Annotated in this window: 15 protein-coding genes and 2 tRNA genes; 7 read left to right on the forward strand and 10 right to left on the reverse strand. The window is 67.5% G+C overall.

From position 1 onward, the window contains the following. Nucleotides 1–34 precede the first annotated feature (34 nt). The 3 genes from MTE01_RS09260 to pknB are packed head-to-tail and all read left to right on the forward strand — an operon-like array spanning nucleotide 35 to nucleotide 4,998. Nucleotides 35–1,489: a peptidoglycan D,D-transpeptidase FtsI family protein gene (locus MTE01_RS09260; RefSeq protein WP_103207419.1), complete on the forward strand. Its 1,455-nt coding sequence runs from the start codon at nucleotides 35–37 to the stop codon at nucleotides 1,487–1,489. Beyond that, the gene (locus tag MTE01_RS09265) at nucleotides 1,486–3,264 is read left to right on the forward strand and encodes a serine/threonine-protein kinase (protein WP_141377045.1); all 1,779 of its coding nucleotides are present in this window, start codon (nucleotides 1,486–1,488) and stop codon (nucleotides 3,262–3,264) included. Before MTE01_RS09260 ends, MTE01_RS09265 begins: the two co-directional genes overlap by 4 nt. Nucleotides 3,265–3,297: 33 nt before the next feature. Beyond that, nucleotides 3,298–4,998: a Stk1 family PASTA domain-containing Ser/Thr kinase gene (gene pknB, locus MTE01_RS09270; RefSeq protein WP_103207423.1), complete on the forward strand. Its 1,701-nt coding sequence runs from the start codon at nucleotides 3,298–3,300 to the stop codon at nucleotides 4,996–4,998. Here the strand turns inward: pknB and MTE01_RS09275 are convergent. Genes MTE01_RS09275 through MTE01_RS09280 form a run of 3 tightly spaced genes read right to left on the reverse strand, consistent with a single transcriptional unit; the run spans nucleotide 4,970 to nucleotide 6,572 of the window. After that, complete coding sequence (locus MTE01_RS09275) at nucleotides 4,970–5,626, reverse strand: anthranilate synthase component II (protein ID WP_141377047.1); 657 nt, start codon at nucleotides 5,624–5,626, stop codon at nucleotides 4,970–4,972. The genes pknB and MTE01_RS09275 overlap by 29 nt on opposite strands. Beyond that, a complete protein-coding gene (locus MTE01_RS17045; RefSeq protein ID WP_170210668.1) occupies nucleotides 5,623–5,778 on the reverse strand; it encodes a hypothetical protein in 156 nt (51 codons plus the stop codon). The genes MTE01_RS09275 and MTE01_RS17045 overlap by 4 nt, the downstream gene beginning before the upstream one ends. Further along, nucleotides 5,778–6,572 carry a class E sortase gene (locus MTE01_RS09280; RefSeq protein WP_246078167.1) on the reverse strand — a complete coding sequence of 265 codons (795 nt, stop codon included), beginning with the start codon at nucleotides 6,570–6,572 and terminating at the stop codon, nucleotides 5,778–5,780. The genes MTE01_RS17045 and MTE01_RS09280 overlap by 1 nt, the downstream gene beginning before the upstream one ends. Before the next feature lie 54 nt (nucleotides 6,573–6,626). Here MTE01_RS09280 and MTE01_RS09285 point away from each other — a divergent pair, with 54 nt between their 5' ends. Next, the gene (locus tag MTE01_RS09285; RefSeq protein WP_094735171.1) at nucleotides 6,627–6,866 is read left to right on the forward strand and encodes a cell division protein CrgA; all 240 of its coding nucleotides are present in this window, start codon (nucleotides 6,627–6,629) and stop codon (nucleotides 6,864–6,866) included. A gap of 51 nt (nucleotides 6,867–6,917) precedes the next feature. On the opposite strand, the gene MTE01_RS09290 is transcribed toward MTE01_RS09285, so the two are convergent. Both MTE01_RS09290 and MTE01_RS09295 read right to left on the reverse strand, forming a co-directional pair. Then, nucleotides 6,918–7,844, reverse strand: coding sequence for a rhomboid family intramembrane serine protease (locus MTE01_RS09290; protein WP_246078169.1), 927 nt, complete (start codon nucleotides 7,842–7,844; stop codon nucleotides 6,918–6,920). A gap of 18 nt (nucleotides 7,845–7,862) precedes the next feature. Further along, nucleotides 7,863–8,420: a peptidylprolyl isomerase gene (locus tag MTE01_RS09295; RefSeq protein ID WP_103207428.1), complete on the reverse strand. Its 558-nt coding sequence runs from the start codon at nucleotides 8,418–8,420 to the stop codon at nucleotides 7,863–7,865. 100 nt (nucleotides 8,421–8,520) lie between these two features. Here MTE01_RS09295 and MTE01_RS09300 point away from each other — a divergent pair, with 100 nt between their 5' ends. Both MTE01_RS09300 and MTE01_RS09305 read left to right on the forward strand, forming a co-directional pair. Continuing rightward, entirely contained in the window at nucleotides 8,521–9,093 is a 573-nt protein-coding gene (locus MTE01_RS09300) for a hypothetical protein (RefSeq protein ID WP_056225083.1), read from the forward strand. After that, the gene (locus MTE01_RS09305) at nucleotides 9,090–9,563 is read left to right on the forward strand and encodes an aminoacyl-tRNA deacylase (protein WP_141377050.1); all 474 of its coding nucleotides are present in this window, start codon (nucleotides 9,090–9,092) and stop codon (nucleotides 9,561–9,563) included. Before MTE01_RS09300 ends, MTE01_RS09305 begins: the two co-directional genes overlap by 4 nt. Before the next feature lie 3 nt (nucleotides 9,564–9,566). Here the strand turns inward: MTE01_RS09305 and MTE01_RS09310 are convergent, their stop codons facing one another. Then, the gene (locus MTE01_RS09310; protein WP_116239652.1) at nucleotides 9,567–9,998 is read right to left on the reverse strand and encodes an NUDIX hydrolase; all 432 of its coding nucleotides are present in this window, start codon (nucleotides 9,996–9,998) and stop codon (nucleotides 9,567–9,569) included. Between the two features lie 76 nt (nucleotides 9,999–10,074). On the opposite strand from MTE01_RS09310, the gene MTE01_RS09315 reads away from it, so the two are divergent. After that, on the forward strand, nucleotides 10,075–11,337 hold the full coding sequence (locus tag MTE01_RS09315) for an acyltransferase family protein (protein WP_141377052.1): 1,263 nt from the start codon (nucleotides 10,075–10,077) through the stop codon (nucleotides 11,335–11,337). A gap of 60 nt (nucleotides 11,338–11,397) precedes the next feature. Here the strand turns inward: MTE01_RS09315 and MTE01_RS09320 are convergent. From MTE01_RS09320 to gyrA, 4 genes are all read right to left on the reverse strand, one after another. After that, nucleotides 11,398–11,470, reverse strand: a tRNA-Ala gene (locus MTE01_RS09320). A 12-nt stretch (nucleotides 11,471–11,482) separates the two neighbouring features. Then, a tRNA-Ile gene (locus MTE01_RS09325) sits at nucleotides 11,483–11,556 on the reverse strand. A 65-nt stretch (nucleotides 11,557–11,621) separates the two neighbouring features. Further along, nucleotides 11,622–12,023, reverse strand: coding sequence for a DUF3566 domain-containing protein (locus MTE01_RS09330; protein ID WP_103207439.1), 402 nt, complete (start codon nucleotides 12,021–12,023; stop codon nucleotides 11,622–11,624). Beyond that, the gene (gyrA, locus tag MTE01_RS09335) at nucleotides 12,020–14,650 is read right to left on the reverse strand and encodes a DNA gyrase subunit A (RefSeq protein ID WP_103207442.1); all 2,631 of its coding nucleotides are present in this window, start codon (nucleotides 14,648–14,650) and stop codon (nucleotides 12,020–12,022) included. Before gyrA ends, MTE01_RS09330 begins: the two co-directional genes overlap by 4 nt. Nucleotides 14,651–14,661: the final 11 nt, after the last annotated feature.

Raw genomic sequence — 14,661 nt, forward strand, 5'->3', positions numbered from 1 at the left:
CTCCCGTCGACGCCCCGATCATGGAGGAGGCACCGTGACCAAAGAGCTCCGACGCCTCAGCATCGTCATGCTGGCGATGTTCCTGGCCCTGTTCGCTTCGACGAGCATCATCCAGGTCGCCCAGGCCAGTTCGTTGACCAACACCACGGGCAACACCCGCGCGCTGTACGACTCGTACCAGATCCAGCGGGGATCGATCATCGCCGGCGGCACCGCGATCGCCTCCTCGGTTCCCTCGGACGACGTGTACAGCTGGCAGCGTCAGTACACGGATGCCGCGATGTGGGCGCCCGTGACGGGCTACATGAACCCCGTGCTCGACAGCAAGACCCAGATCGAGTCGGCGGAGAACAGTGTGCTCAGCGGCTCCGATTCGAACCAGTTCTTCTCGCGCATCGACCGGGCCATCACCGGTCAGGCTCCGCGCGGATCGAACGTCGAGCTCTCGCTCGATCCGACCGTGCAGAAGGCCGCCTGGGACGCCATGGGCGACCTCCAGGGTGCCGTCGTCGCGATCGAGCCCTCGACCGGCCGCATCCTGGCGATGGTCTCGACGCCCAGCTACGACACCAACACGCTCGCCTCGCACGACACCGACGCCGTCAACGCGGCATACGACCAGCTCGTGGCCGACCCGTCGAAGCCGATGGACAATCGCGCCATCGCGGGCAACCTCAACCCCCCGGGCTCGACCTTCAAGCTCGTCGTGGCGTCGGCCGCCCTGGCATCCGGTCGTTACACACCCGATTCCGCGTTCCCCAACCTCGCCGCGTACACCCTGCCGCAGTCGACGAACGTCGTCAGCAACGCCGGCGGCGGCACCTGCGGCGGGGGCGACACCGTCACGATCGCGACCGCGCTGCGCCTGAGCTGCAACATCCCGATGGCCGAGCTCGCCGTCGAGCTCGGCGACGACGCCATTCGCGCCGAGGCGGAGAAGTACGGCTTCAACAAATCGTTCAGCATGCCGCTTGAGTCGACCCCCTCCACCTACCCGACCTCGCCGAACGCCCCGCAGACCGCGCTCAGCGGCTTCGGCCAGGGCGACGTGCGCGCCACGCCCCTGCAGATGGCGATGGTGTCGGCTGGCATCGCGAACGGCGGCGTCGTCATGAACCCGCGCATGGTCGACCGCGTGATCGAGCCGAACCTGTCGGTCAAAGACGAGGCGAGCAGCAGCGAATTCGGGCGGGCTCTCGAGCCATCGATCGCCTCGCAGATGGTCACCATGATGACGGCGAACGTCCAGGACGGCGCAGCATCGAATGCAAGAATAGACGGGGTCGCAGTGGCGGGTAAGACCGGCACGGCGGAGAACGATTCCCGTCCCTACACTCTCTGGTTCACCGGCTTCGCACCGGCGGAAGACCCCAAGGTCGCCGTCGCCGTGGTCGTCGAAAACGGTGGTGGCCAGGGGCAGAACGGGAGCGGCAACGAGATCGCCGCCCCGATAGCGAAGAAGGTCATGGAGGCGGTGCTGGGTAAATGAGACCGACGCAAGGTGTGACCTTCGGAGGACGCTACGAGCTCGATTCGCGGATCGCGATCGGCGGTATGGGCGAGGTCTGGGAGGCGACGGATCACGTCATCGGACGTACCGTCGCGATCAAGATCCTCAAAGACGAGTACATGGGCGACCCGGGCTTCCTCGAGCGCTTCCGTGCCGAGGCCCGTCACGCTGCCCTCGTCAACCACGAAGGCATCGCCAGCGTGTTCGACTACGGCGAAGAAGACGGCAGCGCCTTCCTCGTGATGGAACTCGTCCCGGGCGAAGCCCTGTCGACGATCCTCGAGCGCGACGGCTCTCTCTCGACCGACAAGACTCTCGACATCGTCGCCCAGACGGCCGCCGCCCTCCAGGCCGCGCACGCGGCGGGCCTCGTCCACCGCGACATCAAGCCGGGCAACCTGCTGATCACGCCCGACGGTCGCGTGAAGATCACCGACTTCGGCATCGCGCGCATCGCCGATCAGGTGCCGCTCACCGCGACCGGCCAGGTCATGGGCACGGTGCAGTACCTCTCGCCCGAGCAGGCGTCCGGTCACCCGGCGTCGCCGGCCACCGACACGTACTCGCTCGGAATCGTCGCCTACGAGTGCCTCGCCGGAAAGCGCCCCTTCACGGGCGAGTCGCAGGTCGCGATCGCGATGGCGCAGATCAACGAGCAGCCCGCTCCGCTCCCGCCCACCGTCGCGCCGTCGGTGCAGAACCTCGTGATGGCGATGATCGCCAAGAAGCCCGATGACCGACCGGCCTCCTCCGCTGCCGTCTCGCGCGCTGCCACGGCCCTGCGTCGGGGCGACCTCGCCGCTGCGGCGGCCGCCGTACCGGCGATCGCGGGCGGTGCGGCCCTCGTCGACGACGCGACGCAGCTGCTCACGGCCGGCGGACAGACGTCCGCCACGACACGCCTCATGCCTGCCTCCGCAGCCGCGACGTCGCTTCTCAGCGAGGAGCACCGAGAAGAAGACCCCGCACCGCAGAAGAAGAAGCGCAGCCCCTGGACGTGGCCGTTGATCGCGCTCATCGCGCTGCTCGCGCTCGTTCTGATCGGCACGCTCGTCACGCTGCTGTCGAACCAGGGTGAACCGGATGCCGTCCCGGCGAGCCCCTCGGCCTCGTCCTCGACCCCGGCACCTCGGCCGTCGTCGCCCTCACCGAGCGCGTCCCCGTCGAGCACTCTCGTCGACGTCGACGCGCTGAACCTCATCGGCAAGACCTGCGACGAGGCCCGCGAGCTCTTGCGTGACGCGAACCTCGGTGCCACCTGCGCCACCGGCAACGCCGCAGCGAGCGCCGATCAGGTGGGAAAGATCTACGTGGTCGACCCCACCGGGCGCAACCCGCAGGGCACCAACATCGAGGTCACGGTCTACGGCGACGAGACGCCCCTCTCCACCCCCGGCACCCCGACCCTCCCCGGAACCTCGGTGACGGCCGGGAGCGACATCCAGGTCTCGTGGCAGCAGTACTCCTGCCCCTCGGGCACCGGGTCGGTCACGTCGTACAACTTCACCGCGACCAACGGCACCTTCGACACCAACGGTCAGTCGACCGCGTCGTTCGCGCCGGACGCGCGGAACGCGAAGCTGACGGTCAGCAACGCCCCCGGTCAGACCCTGCGCGTGACGTACACCGTCAGCTGCTCGGGCGCCGGTGACCGGACGGCCGGTCCGTCGGGTGAGGCCTCGGCGACGATCTCGGGCGGCAGCTCGGCATCGCCTTCGGCCAGCCCCGCGGCCGTTCCGACCGTCAAGCCCTGATCCCCCCGTCCCCCCACGCCAGGAGCTCCACCCGTGACCACTGAGACGCGCGTCCTTTCCGGGCGCTACCGCGTCGACGACCTCATCGGTCGCGGCGGCATGGCCAGCGTCTATCGCGGGTACGACCAGACGCTCGGCCGCACGGTCGCGATCAAGGTCCTGAAGGCCGACCTGGCCGGGGATGCGGCGTTCCGCACGCGCTTCCGCCTCGAGGCGCAGGCGGCCTCGCGCATGGCGCACCCGACGATCGTGCGGGTGTTCGACGCGGGCGAAGACGTCGAGACCGGCGCAGACGGCCACGAGCGTCCCGTGCCGTACATCGTCATGGAGCTCGTGCACGGGCGCCTGCTCAAAGACGTCATCGCCGCCGGCCCCGTCCCCACCGACGACGCGCTGCGGTACGTCGACGGCATCCTCGAGGCTCTCGAATACTCTCATCGCGCCGGCGTCGTCCACCGGGACATCAAGCCGGGCAACGTCATGATCACCGACTCCGGTCGCGTCAAGGTCATGGACTTCGGGATCGCCCGCGCGGTCTCCGACTCGTCGTCGACGGTCGCCGAGACCACCGCGATCGTCGGGACCGCGGCCTACTTCTCGCCCGAGCAGGCCAAGGGCGAATCCGTCGACGCGCGCGCCGACCTGTACTCGACAGGCGTCGTGCTCTACGAGCTCCTCACGGGACGCACCCCGTTCCGCGGCGAGACGCCGGTGGCCGTGGCCTACCAGCACGTCAGCGAGGCGCCGGTCCCGCCCAGTGAGATCGTCGAAACGGTCCCTCGGGCTCTGGATGCCATCGTGCTGCGCGCCCTGGCGAAAGATCCGTTCCAGCGCCCGCAGGACGCCGCGAGCTTCCGCGAAGCTCTCGACGAGACGATCGACGGGAAGGGCCCGACGAAACGCCAGATGTCGGCGCTGTCGAACGAGCTGTACGGGCCTAATCCACGTCAAGCGGCCGAGACCGCCCGCTCGTTGCGTCAGCTCAGCACCGACACGACGATGCGCCGCACTCAGCCCGGTCCTCCCGTGGCGTGGATCTGGGCGGGCGTCACCGTTCTCGCGGTGCTTCTGGTGGCGGTGCTCATCTGGGTCATGCAGATCCAACCGAGCAACGACGTCCCCACCAGTGCCTACACGGTGCCGAATGTGGTCGACATGTCGTACGACCGTGCCGTCGAAACGCTCGAGGCGCAACAGCTCACCACCAGCCGTGTGAACGAGTCCGACGAGAAGATCGCCGCCGGAAACGTCGTGAGCACGGTCCCCGAGGCGGGAACGAACGTCACCGCGGGACAGCGGATCACCGTCTACGTCTCCACCGGTCCCGACACGGCGACGGTACCGACGCTCAACGGGATCACCGAGAGTGAGGCGCGCACGTCGCTGCAGAAAGCCGGGCTGTCGGTCGGTTCGATCCGACGCCAGGACAACCCCGCACTGGCCGCGGGCACGATCATCTCGTCGAGCGTCGAATCCGGCTCCGAGGTCGCCAAGGGCACGACGGTCAACCTCGTGGTGGCCAGCGGTCAGGTCGTCATCGTGGACTACACCGGGTACACGGTCGACGCTGCGCAACGCGAGCTGGAGTCCGACTCGAAGCAACTGACGGTCACGAAGCAGCAGGATCCCGGATGCAAGGCGGCGACGCCCCAGACGGTCAAGACGCAGTCTCTGGCCCCGGGCGAAGTTCCCGTGCACAGCGAGATCACGCTGACGGTGTGCTCGGGCTCCTGACCCCGCGGGGATGAAGGAGGGAGCCGCGCGCGGCGGCCCCGGTCAAGCCGGAATTCTCGAGCCAGCGGCCGAGCAGCAGGTGACCCCCCTCGGTGAGCACGCTTTCGGGATGGAACTGCACACCTTCGATCGGTGCTTTCCTGTGACGTATACCCATCACCACACCGCTGTCCGTCTGCGCCGTGATCTCGAGTTCGGCCGGGAGGGAATCCGGTTCGACCGCGAGGGAGTGGTATCTCGTGGCGACGAAGGGGCCGGGGAGATCGGCGAAGACTCCCTCCCCGTCGTGTCGGATCACGCTCGTGATCCCGTGCAGCAGTTCCGGCGCGTGCCCCACCCGCGCGCCGAAGGCGGTCGCGATGACCTGATGGCCGAGGCAGACCCCGAGCAGGGGGATGCCGGCATCGAGGGCCGCGTGAACGACAGCGACGGAGTGTCCGGCGTCGTCGGGATGTCCCGGTCCCGGTGAGACGAGGATCGCATCCGCCTCGCGGACGGCTCGCCGAGGCAGCGCGCGCTCCTCGGCGTCGAACAGAACGGTCTGGGCGCCGAGGTCGCGGAGGTAGCCCGCGAGGGTGTGGACGAAGCTGTCGCGATTGTCGACGACGACGACGCGCCAGGGCCTCACTCGACCGTGACCTCCTGGGGATAGACGAGGTCGCTCACCCACGGGAAGACGTAGAAGAAGAGGCCGTACAGGACGGCAGCGACAAGCACGAGGATGATCAACACGCGCACCCACCACGGACCGGGGAGGACGCGCCAGAGGGCTCCGTACATCAGGATGCTCCAGAGGTCAGGGACGTCGGCGGACCGGCGTCGGTGCGCGGGGTGAAGGACTCGAAGACGCCGTACCCGATAGCCCGCTCCGAGAAGCCGTAGCGCGGGCTGCAGGTGGTCATCGTGATCAGTCGGTCCGTCGCCTCGACCTGCGGCTGCTGCGGCGTGGGCAGCAGGACGTTCACCCCGTCGGGGCGCACGTACTCGATGTTGCGGAAGCGGTAGGTGAACCATCCGACCTCGGTCTCGACGACGATGGCGTCACCGATGTGCAGCGAGGGGAGGTCGGCGAATGGGGCTCCGTGACTGCCACGATGGCCGGCGATGGCGAAGTTGCCCACCTGCCCGGGCATCGCGGTGTCGGGATAATGCCCCAAGCCGATCGGGTCGAGCGTGCGCGACGAGCTGACCCCGCCCGCCACGGTGAAGTGGTAATCGGGTCCGAGACGCGGGATGTACACCACACCGAATCGTTGTGCGTCGCCGGGCTGCTCGAGGGCGGGCGGGTCCGCCGTCGGCGGGGCCGCGGGCTGGGACGGAGACGTCGTGATGGCCGAGGGAACGGGGGGCGGCGGATCGGCGTTCCACTGCTCGCTGAGCTCTTTGCCCTGGTCTTTGAACTGGGCACCGATGATGGCGTCACCGATCCAGAGTTGCCACACGACGAAAAGGAGCACGAGAACGCCTGCGGTGACCAGCAGGTCGCCGATCACCCCGATCACGGTCACCCGTCGACGCGGCGCACGCCCGCGCCGTGATCCCCGACGGGTCTGCGGCTGGTCGACGGTCTGCACGGGGGCAGTCTAGTTCCGCGGGATCACGCGTACCTGACCGTTAGACTGTCCGGCATGGCACGAACTGGCAAAGGCGAAGACCCGATCGCTGAGCGCAACGAAGGCGGATCGGCTCCGAACCCCGTGTGGTTCTTGCCCATCATGATCGGCCTCATGCTCATCGGTCTCGTGTGGGTGCTGGTGTTCTACCTCAGCAACTCGCAGTTCCCGATCCCGGGCATCGGCCCGTGGAACCTCGTCATCGGCTTCGGAATCGCTTTCGTCGGATTCCTCATGACGACGAAGTGGCGCTGAGTTACACACATGTAATTCATCCCCACCTGTGGATGGGGCTGTGGATAACTCTCAGACGTAGAACAGAGCCGGGATCGCCAGCAGGGCGATCAGCAGCACGCTGAGCCCGACGAGCAGGCCGATCTGCAGGCGCTTCTGCGTTGCGGCACGGGTGCGCGCGTACACCAGCCCCACAGCCGCTCCGGTGATGAGACCACCGAGGTGGGCCTGCCACGAGATACCCACCGCCGCGAGCGATCCGGCGAAGTCGCCCGATCCGATGGCACCGATCGCCGCGATCACGAACGGCCAGGCGAAGTTGATGGCGATCAGCACGGCGATGACGCGGATGTCCGCGCCGATGTGCCGCCCGATCACCAGGAGCGCACCGAACAGCGCGAAGATCGCCCCCGAGGCCCCGACCGTCCAGACGCCGGGGGCGAGCAGAGCGACGGCCACCGATCCGCCCAGCGCGCCGATCAGATAGAGCAAGAGGAAACGCGCACGCCCGAGCAGAGGCTCGAGGCTGCGACCGATGAACCAGAGCGCGAGCATGTTCAGGCCGACGTGGAAGAAGCCGCTATGGACGAGAGCGACCGTGAGCAGCCGCCACGGCTCCAGTACGCCGAGTTGCGGCACCACGTACAGACTGTTGAACGCGAGCACGTTCCGGACGAAGCCGCCCACACCGGGGATCAGACCGATGATGTAGACGAGTCCGGTGACGGCGATGATGCCGAGCGTCATCTGAGGTCTGCCCGACGAGACCACCGACAGGGGGCGCGACGCCCAGCGGCGCTGCGCCTTCTTCTGAGCAGGGGTCTGGGAGGCGCGCTGCTGCGCCATGCACTCGGGGCAGATGACACCGACGGCGGCGGGGGTGCGGCAGTCCGAACACACGGTGCGCATGCACCGCTGGCACAGCACGAAGCTCTGCCGGTCGGGATGCCGGTAGCAGAAGTTGTCGCTGTTGCGACGGAACTCGTCAGTCGTGGACACCCGCCGCCGCCTGGAAGATCAGACCGAGACGATGTCGACCGACTGGAGCACGACGGGCTCGATCGGACGGTCGCCCGCGGCGGTGGGAACAGAGGCGATCTTGTCGACGACGGCCTTCGAGTCATCGTCGGCCACCTCGCCGAAGATCGTGTGCTTGCCCTGGAGCCACGGGGTGGGGTCGGTCGTGATGAAGAACTGCGAGCCGTTGGTGCCCTCGGGCTGGCCGGTGATGGCGTTGCGGCGCAGACCGGCGTTGGCCATGGCGAGCTTGTAGGGCTGGGTGAAGTCCAGCTCGGGGCTGATCTCGTCGTTGAAGTTGTATCCCGGTCCACCGATGCCCTGACCGAGCGGGTCTCCGCCCTGGATCATGAAGTTGGGGATGATGCGGTGGAAGATGACGTCCTTGTAGAGGGGACCCTCGCCCTTGGCACCCGTTGCCGGGTTCGTCCACTCCTGGGTTCCGTCGGAGAGCCCGACGAAGTTGCGGACGGTGCGCGGAGCGTGGTCGCCGAACAGGTTGACGACGATGTCGCCGTGGTTGGTGTGCAGGGTCGCGACGGCGGTGTGGTTGGCCATGGCTACATTCTCTCAGAGTTATCTGCAAGGGTCGGCGGTGCCGGCGACCCGTTCTGGCAAGATGAACGAACGTACATCCCATCGACAGGGAGGATGAGCCGTGGGCCTCAGCCGCAAGAGCAAGAAGGAACTGCGCAAGCTCCAGAAGCACGCCGCGAAGGTGTGGGAGTCGCAGCAGGTGCTGCTGGGCGAGAGCGGGAAGGTCGCTCGAGAAGCCGGCCACCAGCTCGGTCGCTTCAGCCGCGAAGACCTCGTCCCCGCCGTGCAGGACGGGTACAACAAGTACGCCGCTCCGTACGTCGACAAGAGCGTGAAGTACAGCAATCGCTTCCTCAGCCACAAGGTCGTTCCCGCGGCCGGTGCCGTGGTCGGCGGAGCGATGTCGGTGTGGGACGCCGCGGGCGACACCCGCGACCGTCTCGCGAAGGGTCGTGGCTTCGAGCTCGACACGCACAAGTACGCCAAGCGTGCCGAGAAGTACGGCAAGCAGGCGTCTAAGCGTCTCGCCAAGAAGCTTCCCTCGCAGCACGACGGCATCGGCGCCGGTGGCGTCATCGCCATCATCCTCGGCGTGGTCGCCGCTGCCGGCGTCGCGTACGCCGCGTGGCAGACACTGCGTGCCGACGACGAGCTGTGGGTGGCGGACGACCCGCTGCGCGCACCCGACGCGTGAGCGATCCCACCATCAGAGTCAGAGAGGCCGCGCGAGAGCGCGGCCTCTCCGTCGATATCCGCGAGCGTCCCTCCGCATCGAGCCTCGACGAGGCGGCCGAGCTGCTCGGCATCCCCTCTGCATCCATTGTGAAGACGCTGGTGGTCAAGCGGTCCGACGACACGTACCTGTTCGCTCTCGTGCCCGGTGACCGTGCCATCTCCTGGCCCAAGCTGCGTGCGGTGGTCGGGGTCAACAAGCTGCGCCTCCCGGAGCCCGAGCTGGCCCTCTCCGCCACCGGCTACGAGCGAGGCACCATCGTCCCCATCGGGAGCAGCACCGACTGGCCCGTGTACGCCGACGAGCGCATCGTCGGAACGCGGATCGCCATGGGAGCCGGCGCGCACGGCTACAGTCTGTTCGTCGACGCGGACGATCTCATCGCCGCGTACGACGCAACGGTCGCCGACATCACGGCAGAGCGAGCCTGACGTTCAGGAGCCGAGGAGGCCGGCCATCCGCAGGGCGACGTCGACCAGCTGAACGCGACGAAGTTTACGGGTCGCCCCGAGGGTGAACCACTCCGCTCGGTCGGTGGATCCGTCGGTCTCGAATCGCAGATGCCCGCCCACGACCCGGGCGCGGTAGACGATCCGCAATGCGTGTAGGGCACCCGTGGCCCCGTCGGCGAGCCGTGCCTGCGCGGGGATCACTCGAGAGTGGATGCCGAGCAGCTCGTCGACGACGACGCGGAAGCCCGTCTCCTCGCGCACCTCGCGGCGTACCGCCTGCGCGGGGTCTTCACCGTCCTCGAGGCCGCCGCCGGGCAGGGTCCACGCTCCCCGTCGTCCGTCGATCCAGTGAGCGAGCAGCACACGGTCGTCGGCGTCGGTCACGACGGCGTACGCGGCCACGCGCATGTCCATGACCAGACTCTAGCGAGCGTGTTCACCCGCGTGTCGGAGGTGACGGGAAGCGCCCGGCACCCGCCACGATGGTGGCATGCGCACAGAGCTTCCTCCGACGACCTCCGACGTCTCGCGCCGCGATCTCACACTGGACCTCGCCCGCGTCACGGCGGTGTGTTTCGTCGTCATCGTTCACCTGCTGCAGGTGGGGGTGGGGTGGGGCCCCGACGGCTCCCTCATCACGTCTCGGCCCGCGGAGATGCAGCCCTGGTTCGACGCCGCCACCTGGTTCGGCCAGATCATGCCGTTGTTCTTCGTCGTCGGCGGATTCGCTTCTGCGGCCGGATGGGCGACATGGCGGAGTCGTGGAGGTGACGCGCGCGGGTTCGTCCGCTCTCGCACGCTCCGGCTGGCGCAGCCGGCTCTGCCCCTGTTCGTCTTCGTCGCTGTCGTCCTGGTCGCCGCCGCCGCGATCGGAGTGGATCCGTCGCTGGTCGACGCCGCCGTGGTCGGCGTCGGGATGCCGCTGTGGTTCCTGGCGGCGTACCTCCTGTGCCAGGCGGTCGTACCTCTCGCCGCTCGCTGGCACGAGAGGGCCCCTCGCGGCACTCTCGTGATGCTTCTGGCCGCAGTGGTTGCGGTCGACGCCGTGCGATTCCTGTCCGGGATCGAGGAACTGGGCTACCTCAACCTGCTCTTCGTCTGGCCGCTCATCCAGCAGCTGGGATTCTGGTACCGCGACGGGTGGTTCGATCGCCGCTCGGCTGTATCTCTCCTGGCCCTCGCGACCTCCTGTTACCTCGTGGTCGGCGCCGTGGTCGTGTGGGGGCCCTACTCCGACAACATGCTGGCGAATCTCAACCCGCCCACTCTTCCCCTCGTGCTGTTTGGTCTCGCTCAGGCGTGTCTGCTGCGTCTGGCGAAGCCCGCGCTCACCGTGCTCATGCGCACGCGCCTCGCGCAGGGGGTGGTGTTCGCGATCGGATCCCGCCTGATGACGGTGTACCTGTGGCACCTGCCCGTCATCCTCATCATCTCGGGGATCGCCCTGCTCATCCCCGGCGCAGCTCCCGCGCCCGCGAGCCCGCAGTGGTGGGCAACGCGCCCCCTGGTCTTCCTGGCGACGGCGATCGTGCTCGGATTGCTCTCGCTGATCCTGATCCGATTCGAGGCGCTGGGCGACCTTCCGCCGGCACCGGGATCGGTCATCCTGGCGATCGCGTGGTTCTGCGCATTCCTCCCGCCCTTCGCCGTGACGCTGCAGGGGATGAACACGGTGCTCGCGGTCGGCGGGGCGGTCCTGTACACGGCATCCGTCGTTCTGCTCCGAAGAGGGCGGCGACGACGCGCCTCGTGAGAGCGACGGCGGAAAAGAAAAAGAGCCGGTCCCGATGGACCGGCTCTTCCTTCTCGATTGTGGAGCCTAGGAGATTCGAACTCCTGACATCCTGCTTGCAAAGCAGGCGCTCTACCAGCTGAGCTAAGGCCCCGCGAGGGAGGGGTGGGGCTACCAGGACTTGAACCTGGGACCTCTTCATTATCAGTGAAGCGCTCTAACCGCCTGAGCTATAGCCCCGTCTCGCTGACGTGATGTCAACCTCGAAGACTTTACCGGACTTGCAAGGTTTTGACGAATCGACGTCAGTTCGAGGTGAACCCGACGAGCAGGCCGCCGGTGACCTTGACCGCGAGGTTGTAGATACCCGCCATCACGGCGCCGAGCACCGTCACGATGACGAGGTTGAGGATCGCGATGATCGCCGCGAACGCCATGACCTGGGGCAGACCGACGTACTGCGAGAGGGTCGCGCCGCCGTCGGTGAAGCTGGTGAAGAACTCATCGAGCTTGGTCAGCAAGGTCGCCGACACCACCAAGTAGATCAGGAAGTACGACACGACCGTCACGATGGCCAGGGCCACCGCGGCAAGGAACGACAGCTTCACCGCCGACCAGAAGTCGATGTACACCAGTCGCAGGCGGACCTGCTTGGCGGGGGTCTTGTGAGTCGACTTCTTGGCGAGCTTGTCGGCTACCGTGCTCATGCGTCAGTACTTTCCTCGGGGGTCTCGGAAGAGGAGGCGTCGGCCTCGTCCGCGGGGGAAGCGGCGGGCTCCGTGGTCGTCTCCGTCGTCTCGGTCAGGTTCCGCTCTGCGTTTCGAGCGATGGCGATGATCCTGTCATCACCTCCGGCTCGTGCGAACACGACACCCATTGTGTCGCGTCCCTTGGCGGGTACCTCGGCCACGGCAGAGCGTACCACCTTGCCACTGGCAAGAACCACGAGGACCTCATCGCCTTCCGACACCATCATTCCGCCCGCGAGAACGCCGCGATCGTCGGTCAGGCGGGCCACCTTGATGCCCAGACCACCTCGGTTCTGCATCCGGTACTCGGTGACGGCGGTGCGCTTGGCGTAGCCGCCCTCGGTCACGACGAAGACGAACTCGTCGTCCTTGGCGACGGATGCCGAGAGCAGGCTGTCCCCCTCGCGGAAGTCCATGCCCTTCACGCCCGAGGTCGACCGCCCCATCGGGCGCAGCGCGCTGTCGGTGGCGGAGAAGCGCAGCGACTGTCCGAGCCGGCTGATGAGGAGGATGTCGTCACCCTCGTCGACCAGCATCGCGCTGACAAGCTCGTCGGCGCTGCCCTGCTCGGCCTCGTCGCCCTCCTCGGCGACCTGTCCGCGGAGCTTGATCGCGATCACCCCGCCCTGGCGGTTGGTGTCGTACTCGTCGAGACGGGTCTTCTTCACGAGACCGTTCCGGGTCGCGAGCACGAGGTAGGTCGCGACGCTGTAGTCGCGGATGTCGAGAATCTGCGCGATCTCTTCGTCGGGCTGGAGGGCGAGCAGGTTCGCGACGTGCTGACCCTTGGCATCGCGGCCCGCCTCGGGCACCTCATAGGCCTTCGAGCGGTAGACCCGGCCCTTGTTCGTGAAGAACAGCAGCCAGTGGTGCGTCGTGGTGACGAAGAAGTGCTCGACCACGTCGTCGGCGCGCAGCTGCGCACCCTTCACGCCTTTGCCACCGCGGTGCTGCGAACGGTAGTTGTCGCTGCGCGTGCGCTTGATGTAGCCGTCGCGGGTGACCGTGACCACCATCTCTTCTTCGGCGATGAGGTCCTCGATCGACACGTCGCCGTCGAATCCGTGGAGGATCTCGGTGCGACGGTCGTCACCGAAGCGGTCGGTGATGGCCGTGAGCTCGTCGCGGATGATGGTGCGCTGGCGAGCGGGGGTGGCGAGAATGTCGTTGTAGTCCGCGATACGGGCCTCGAGCTCGGTGGCCTCGTCGACGATCTTCTGGCGCTCGAGGGCCGCGAGTCGACGCAGCTGCATATCGAGAATGGCCTGCGCCTGGATGTCGTCGATGTCGAGGAGCTTCTGCAGTCCCTCGTTGGCATCCTGGGCCGTGGGCGAGCGACGGATGAGCGCGATGACCTCATCGAGCGCGTCGAGCGCCTTCAGGTAGCCGCGCAGGATGTGCATGCGCTCTTCGGCCTTGCGGAGGCGGTACTGCGTGCGCCGCACGATGACCTCGACCTGGTGGTCGATCCACAGGCTGATGAAACCGTCGAGAGACAGCGTGCGGGGCACCCCGTCGACGATCGCGAGCATGTTCGCGCCGAAGTTCTCCTGCAGCTGCGTGTGCTTGTACAGGTTGTTCAGCACGACCTTGGCGACGGCGTCGCGCTTGAGCACGACGACCAGACGCTGACCGGTGCGGCCCGAGCTCTCGTCGCGGATGTCGGCGACGCCGGTGATCTTGCCCTCGCGGGCGAGGTCGCCGATCTTGACGGCGACGTTGTCGGGATTCACCTGGTACGGCAGCTCGGTGATCACGAGGCACGTGCGGCCCTGGATCTCCTCGATGTTGACGACCGCCCGCATCGTGATGGAGCCTCGGCCGGTGCGGTACGCGTCCTTGATGCCGCGGGTGCCGAGGATCTGCGCGCGCGTCGGGAAGTCGGGGCCGGGAATGCGCTCCATGAGCGCTTCGAGCAGCTCCTCGCGCGTGGCATCCGGGTTCTCGAGGGCCCAGAGGGCACCGGACGAGACCTCGCGCAGGTTGTGCGGGGGGATGTTCGTGGCCATGCCGACCGCGATGCCGACCGAGCCGTTGACGAGCAGGTTCGGGAAGCGCGCGGGCAGGACCGTCGGCTCCTGGGTCTGACCGTCGTAGTTGTCCTGGAAGTCGACGGTCTCTTCCTCGATGTCGCGCACCATCTCGAGCGCGAGGGGAGCCATCTTCGTCTCGGTGTATCGCGGGGCTGCGGCGCCCTGATTGCCGGGCGAACCGAAGTTCCCCTGTCCGAGAGCGAGGGGGTAGCGCAGCGACCAAGGCTGCACGAGGCGCACGAGGGCGTCGTAGATGGGGGCGTCACCGTGCGGGTGGTAGTGACCCATCACCTCGCCGACGACACGGGCGCACTTCGAGAACGACTTGTCGGGGCGGAAGCCGCCGTCGTACATGCCGTAGATCACGCGGCGGTGCACGGGCTTGAGACCGTCGCGCACGTCGGGCAGAGCACGCCCGACGATGACGCTCATCGCGTAGTCGAGGTAGCTCCGCTGCATCTCGAGCTGGAGGTCGACCTGGTCGATCTTGCCGTGGTCGTGCGCCGGCTCGCCGCGGACGTCGTCGGATTCGGGCGTGATGTCGTCAGCCATGTCTTCTCAGT

It is taken from the genome of Microbacterium testaceum (genome assembly GCF_006539145.1).
Classification (GTDB): domain Bacteria; phylum Actinomycetota; class Actinomycetes; order Actinomycetales; family Microbacteriaceae; genus Microbacterium; species Microbacterium testaceum.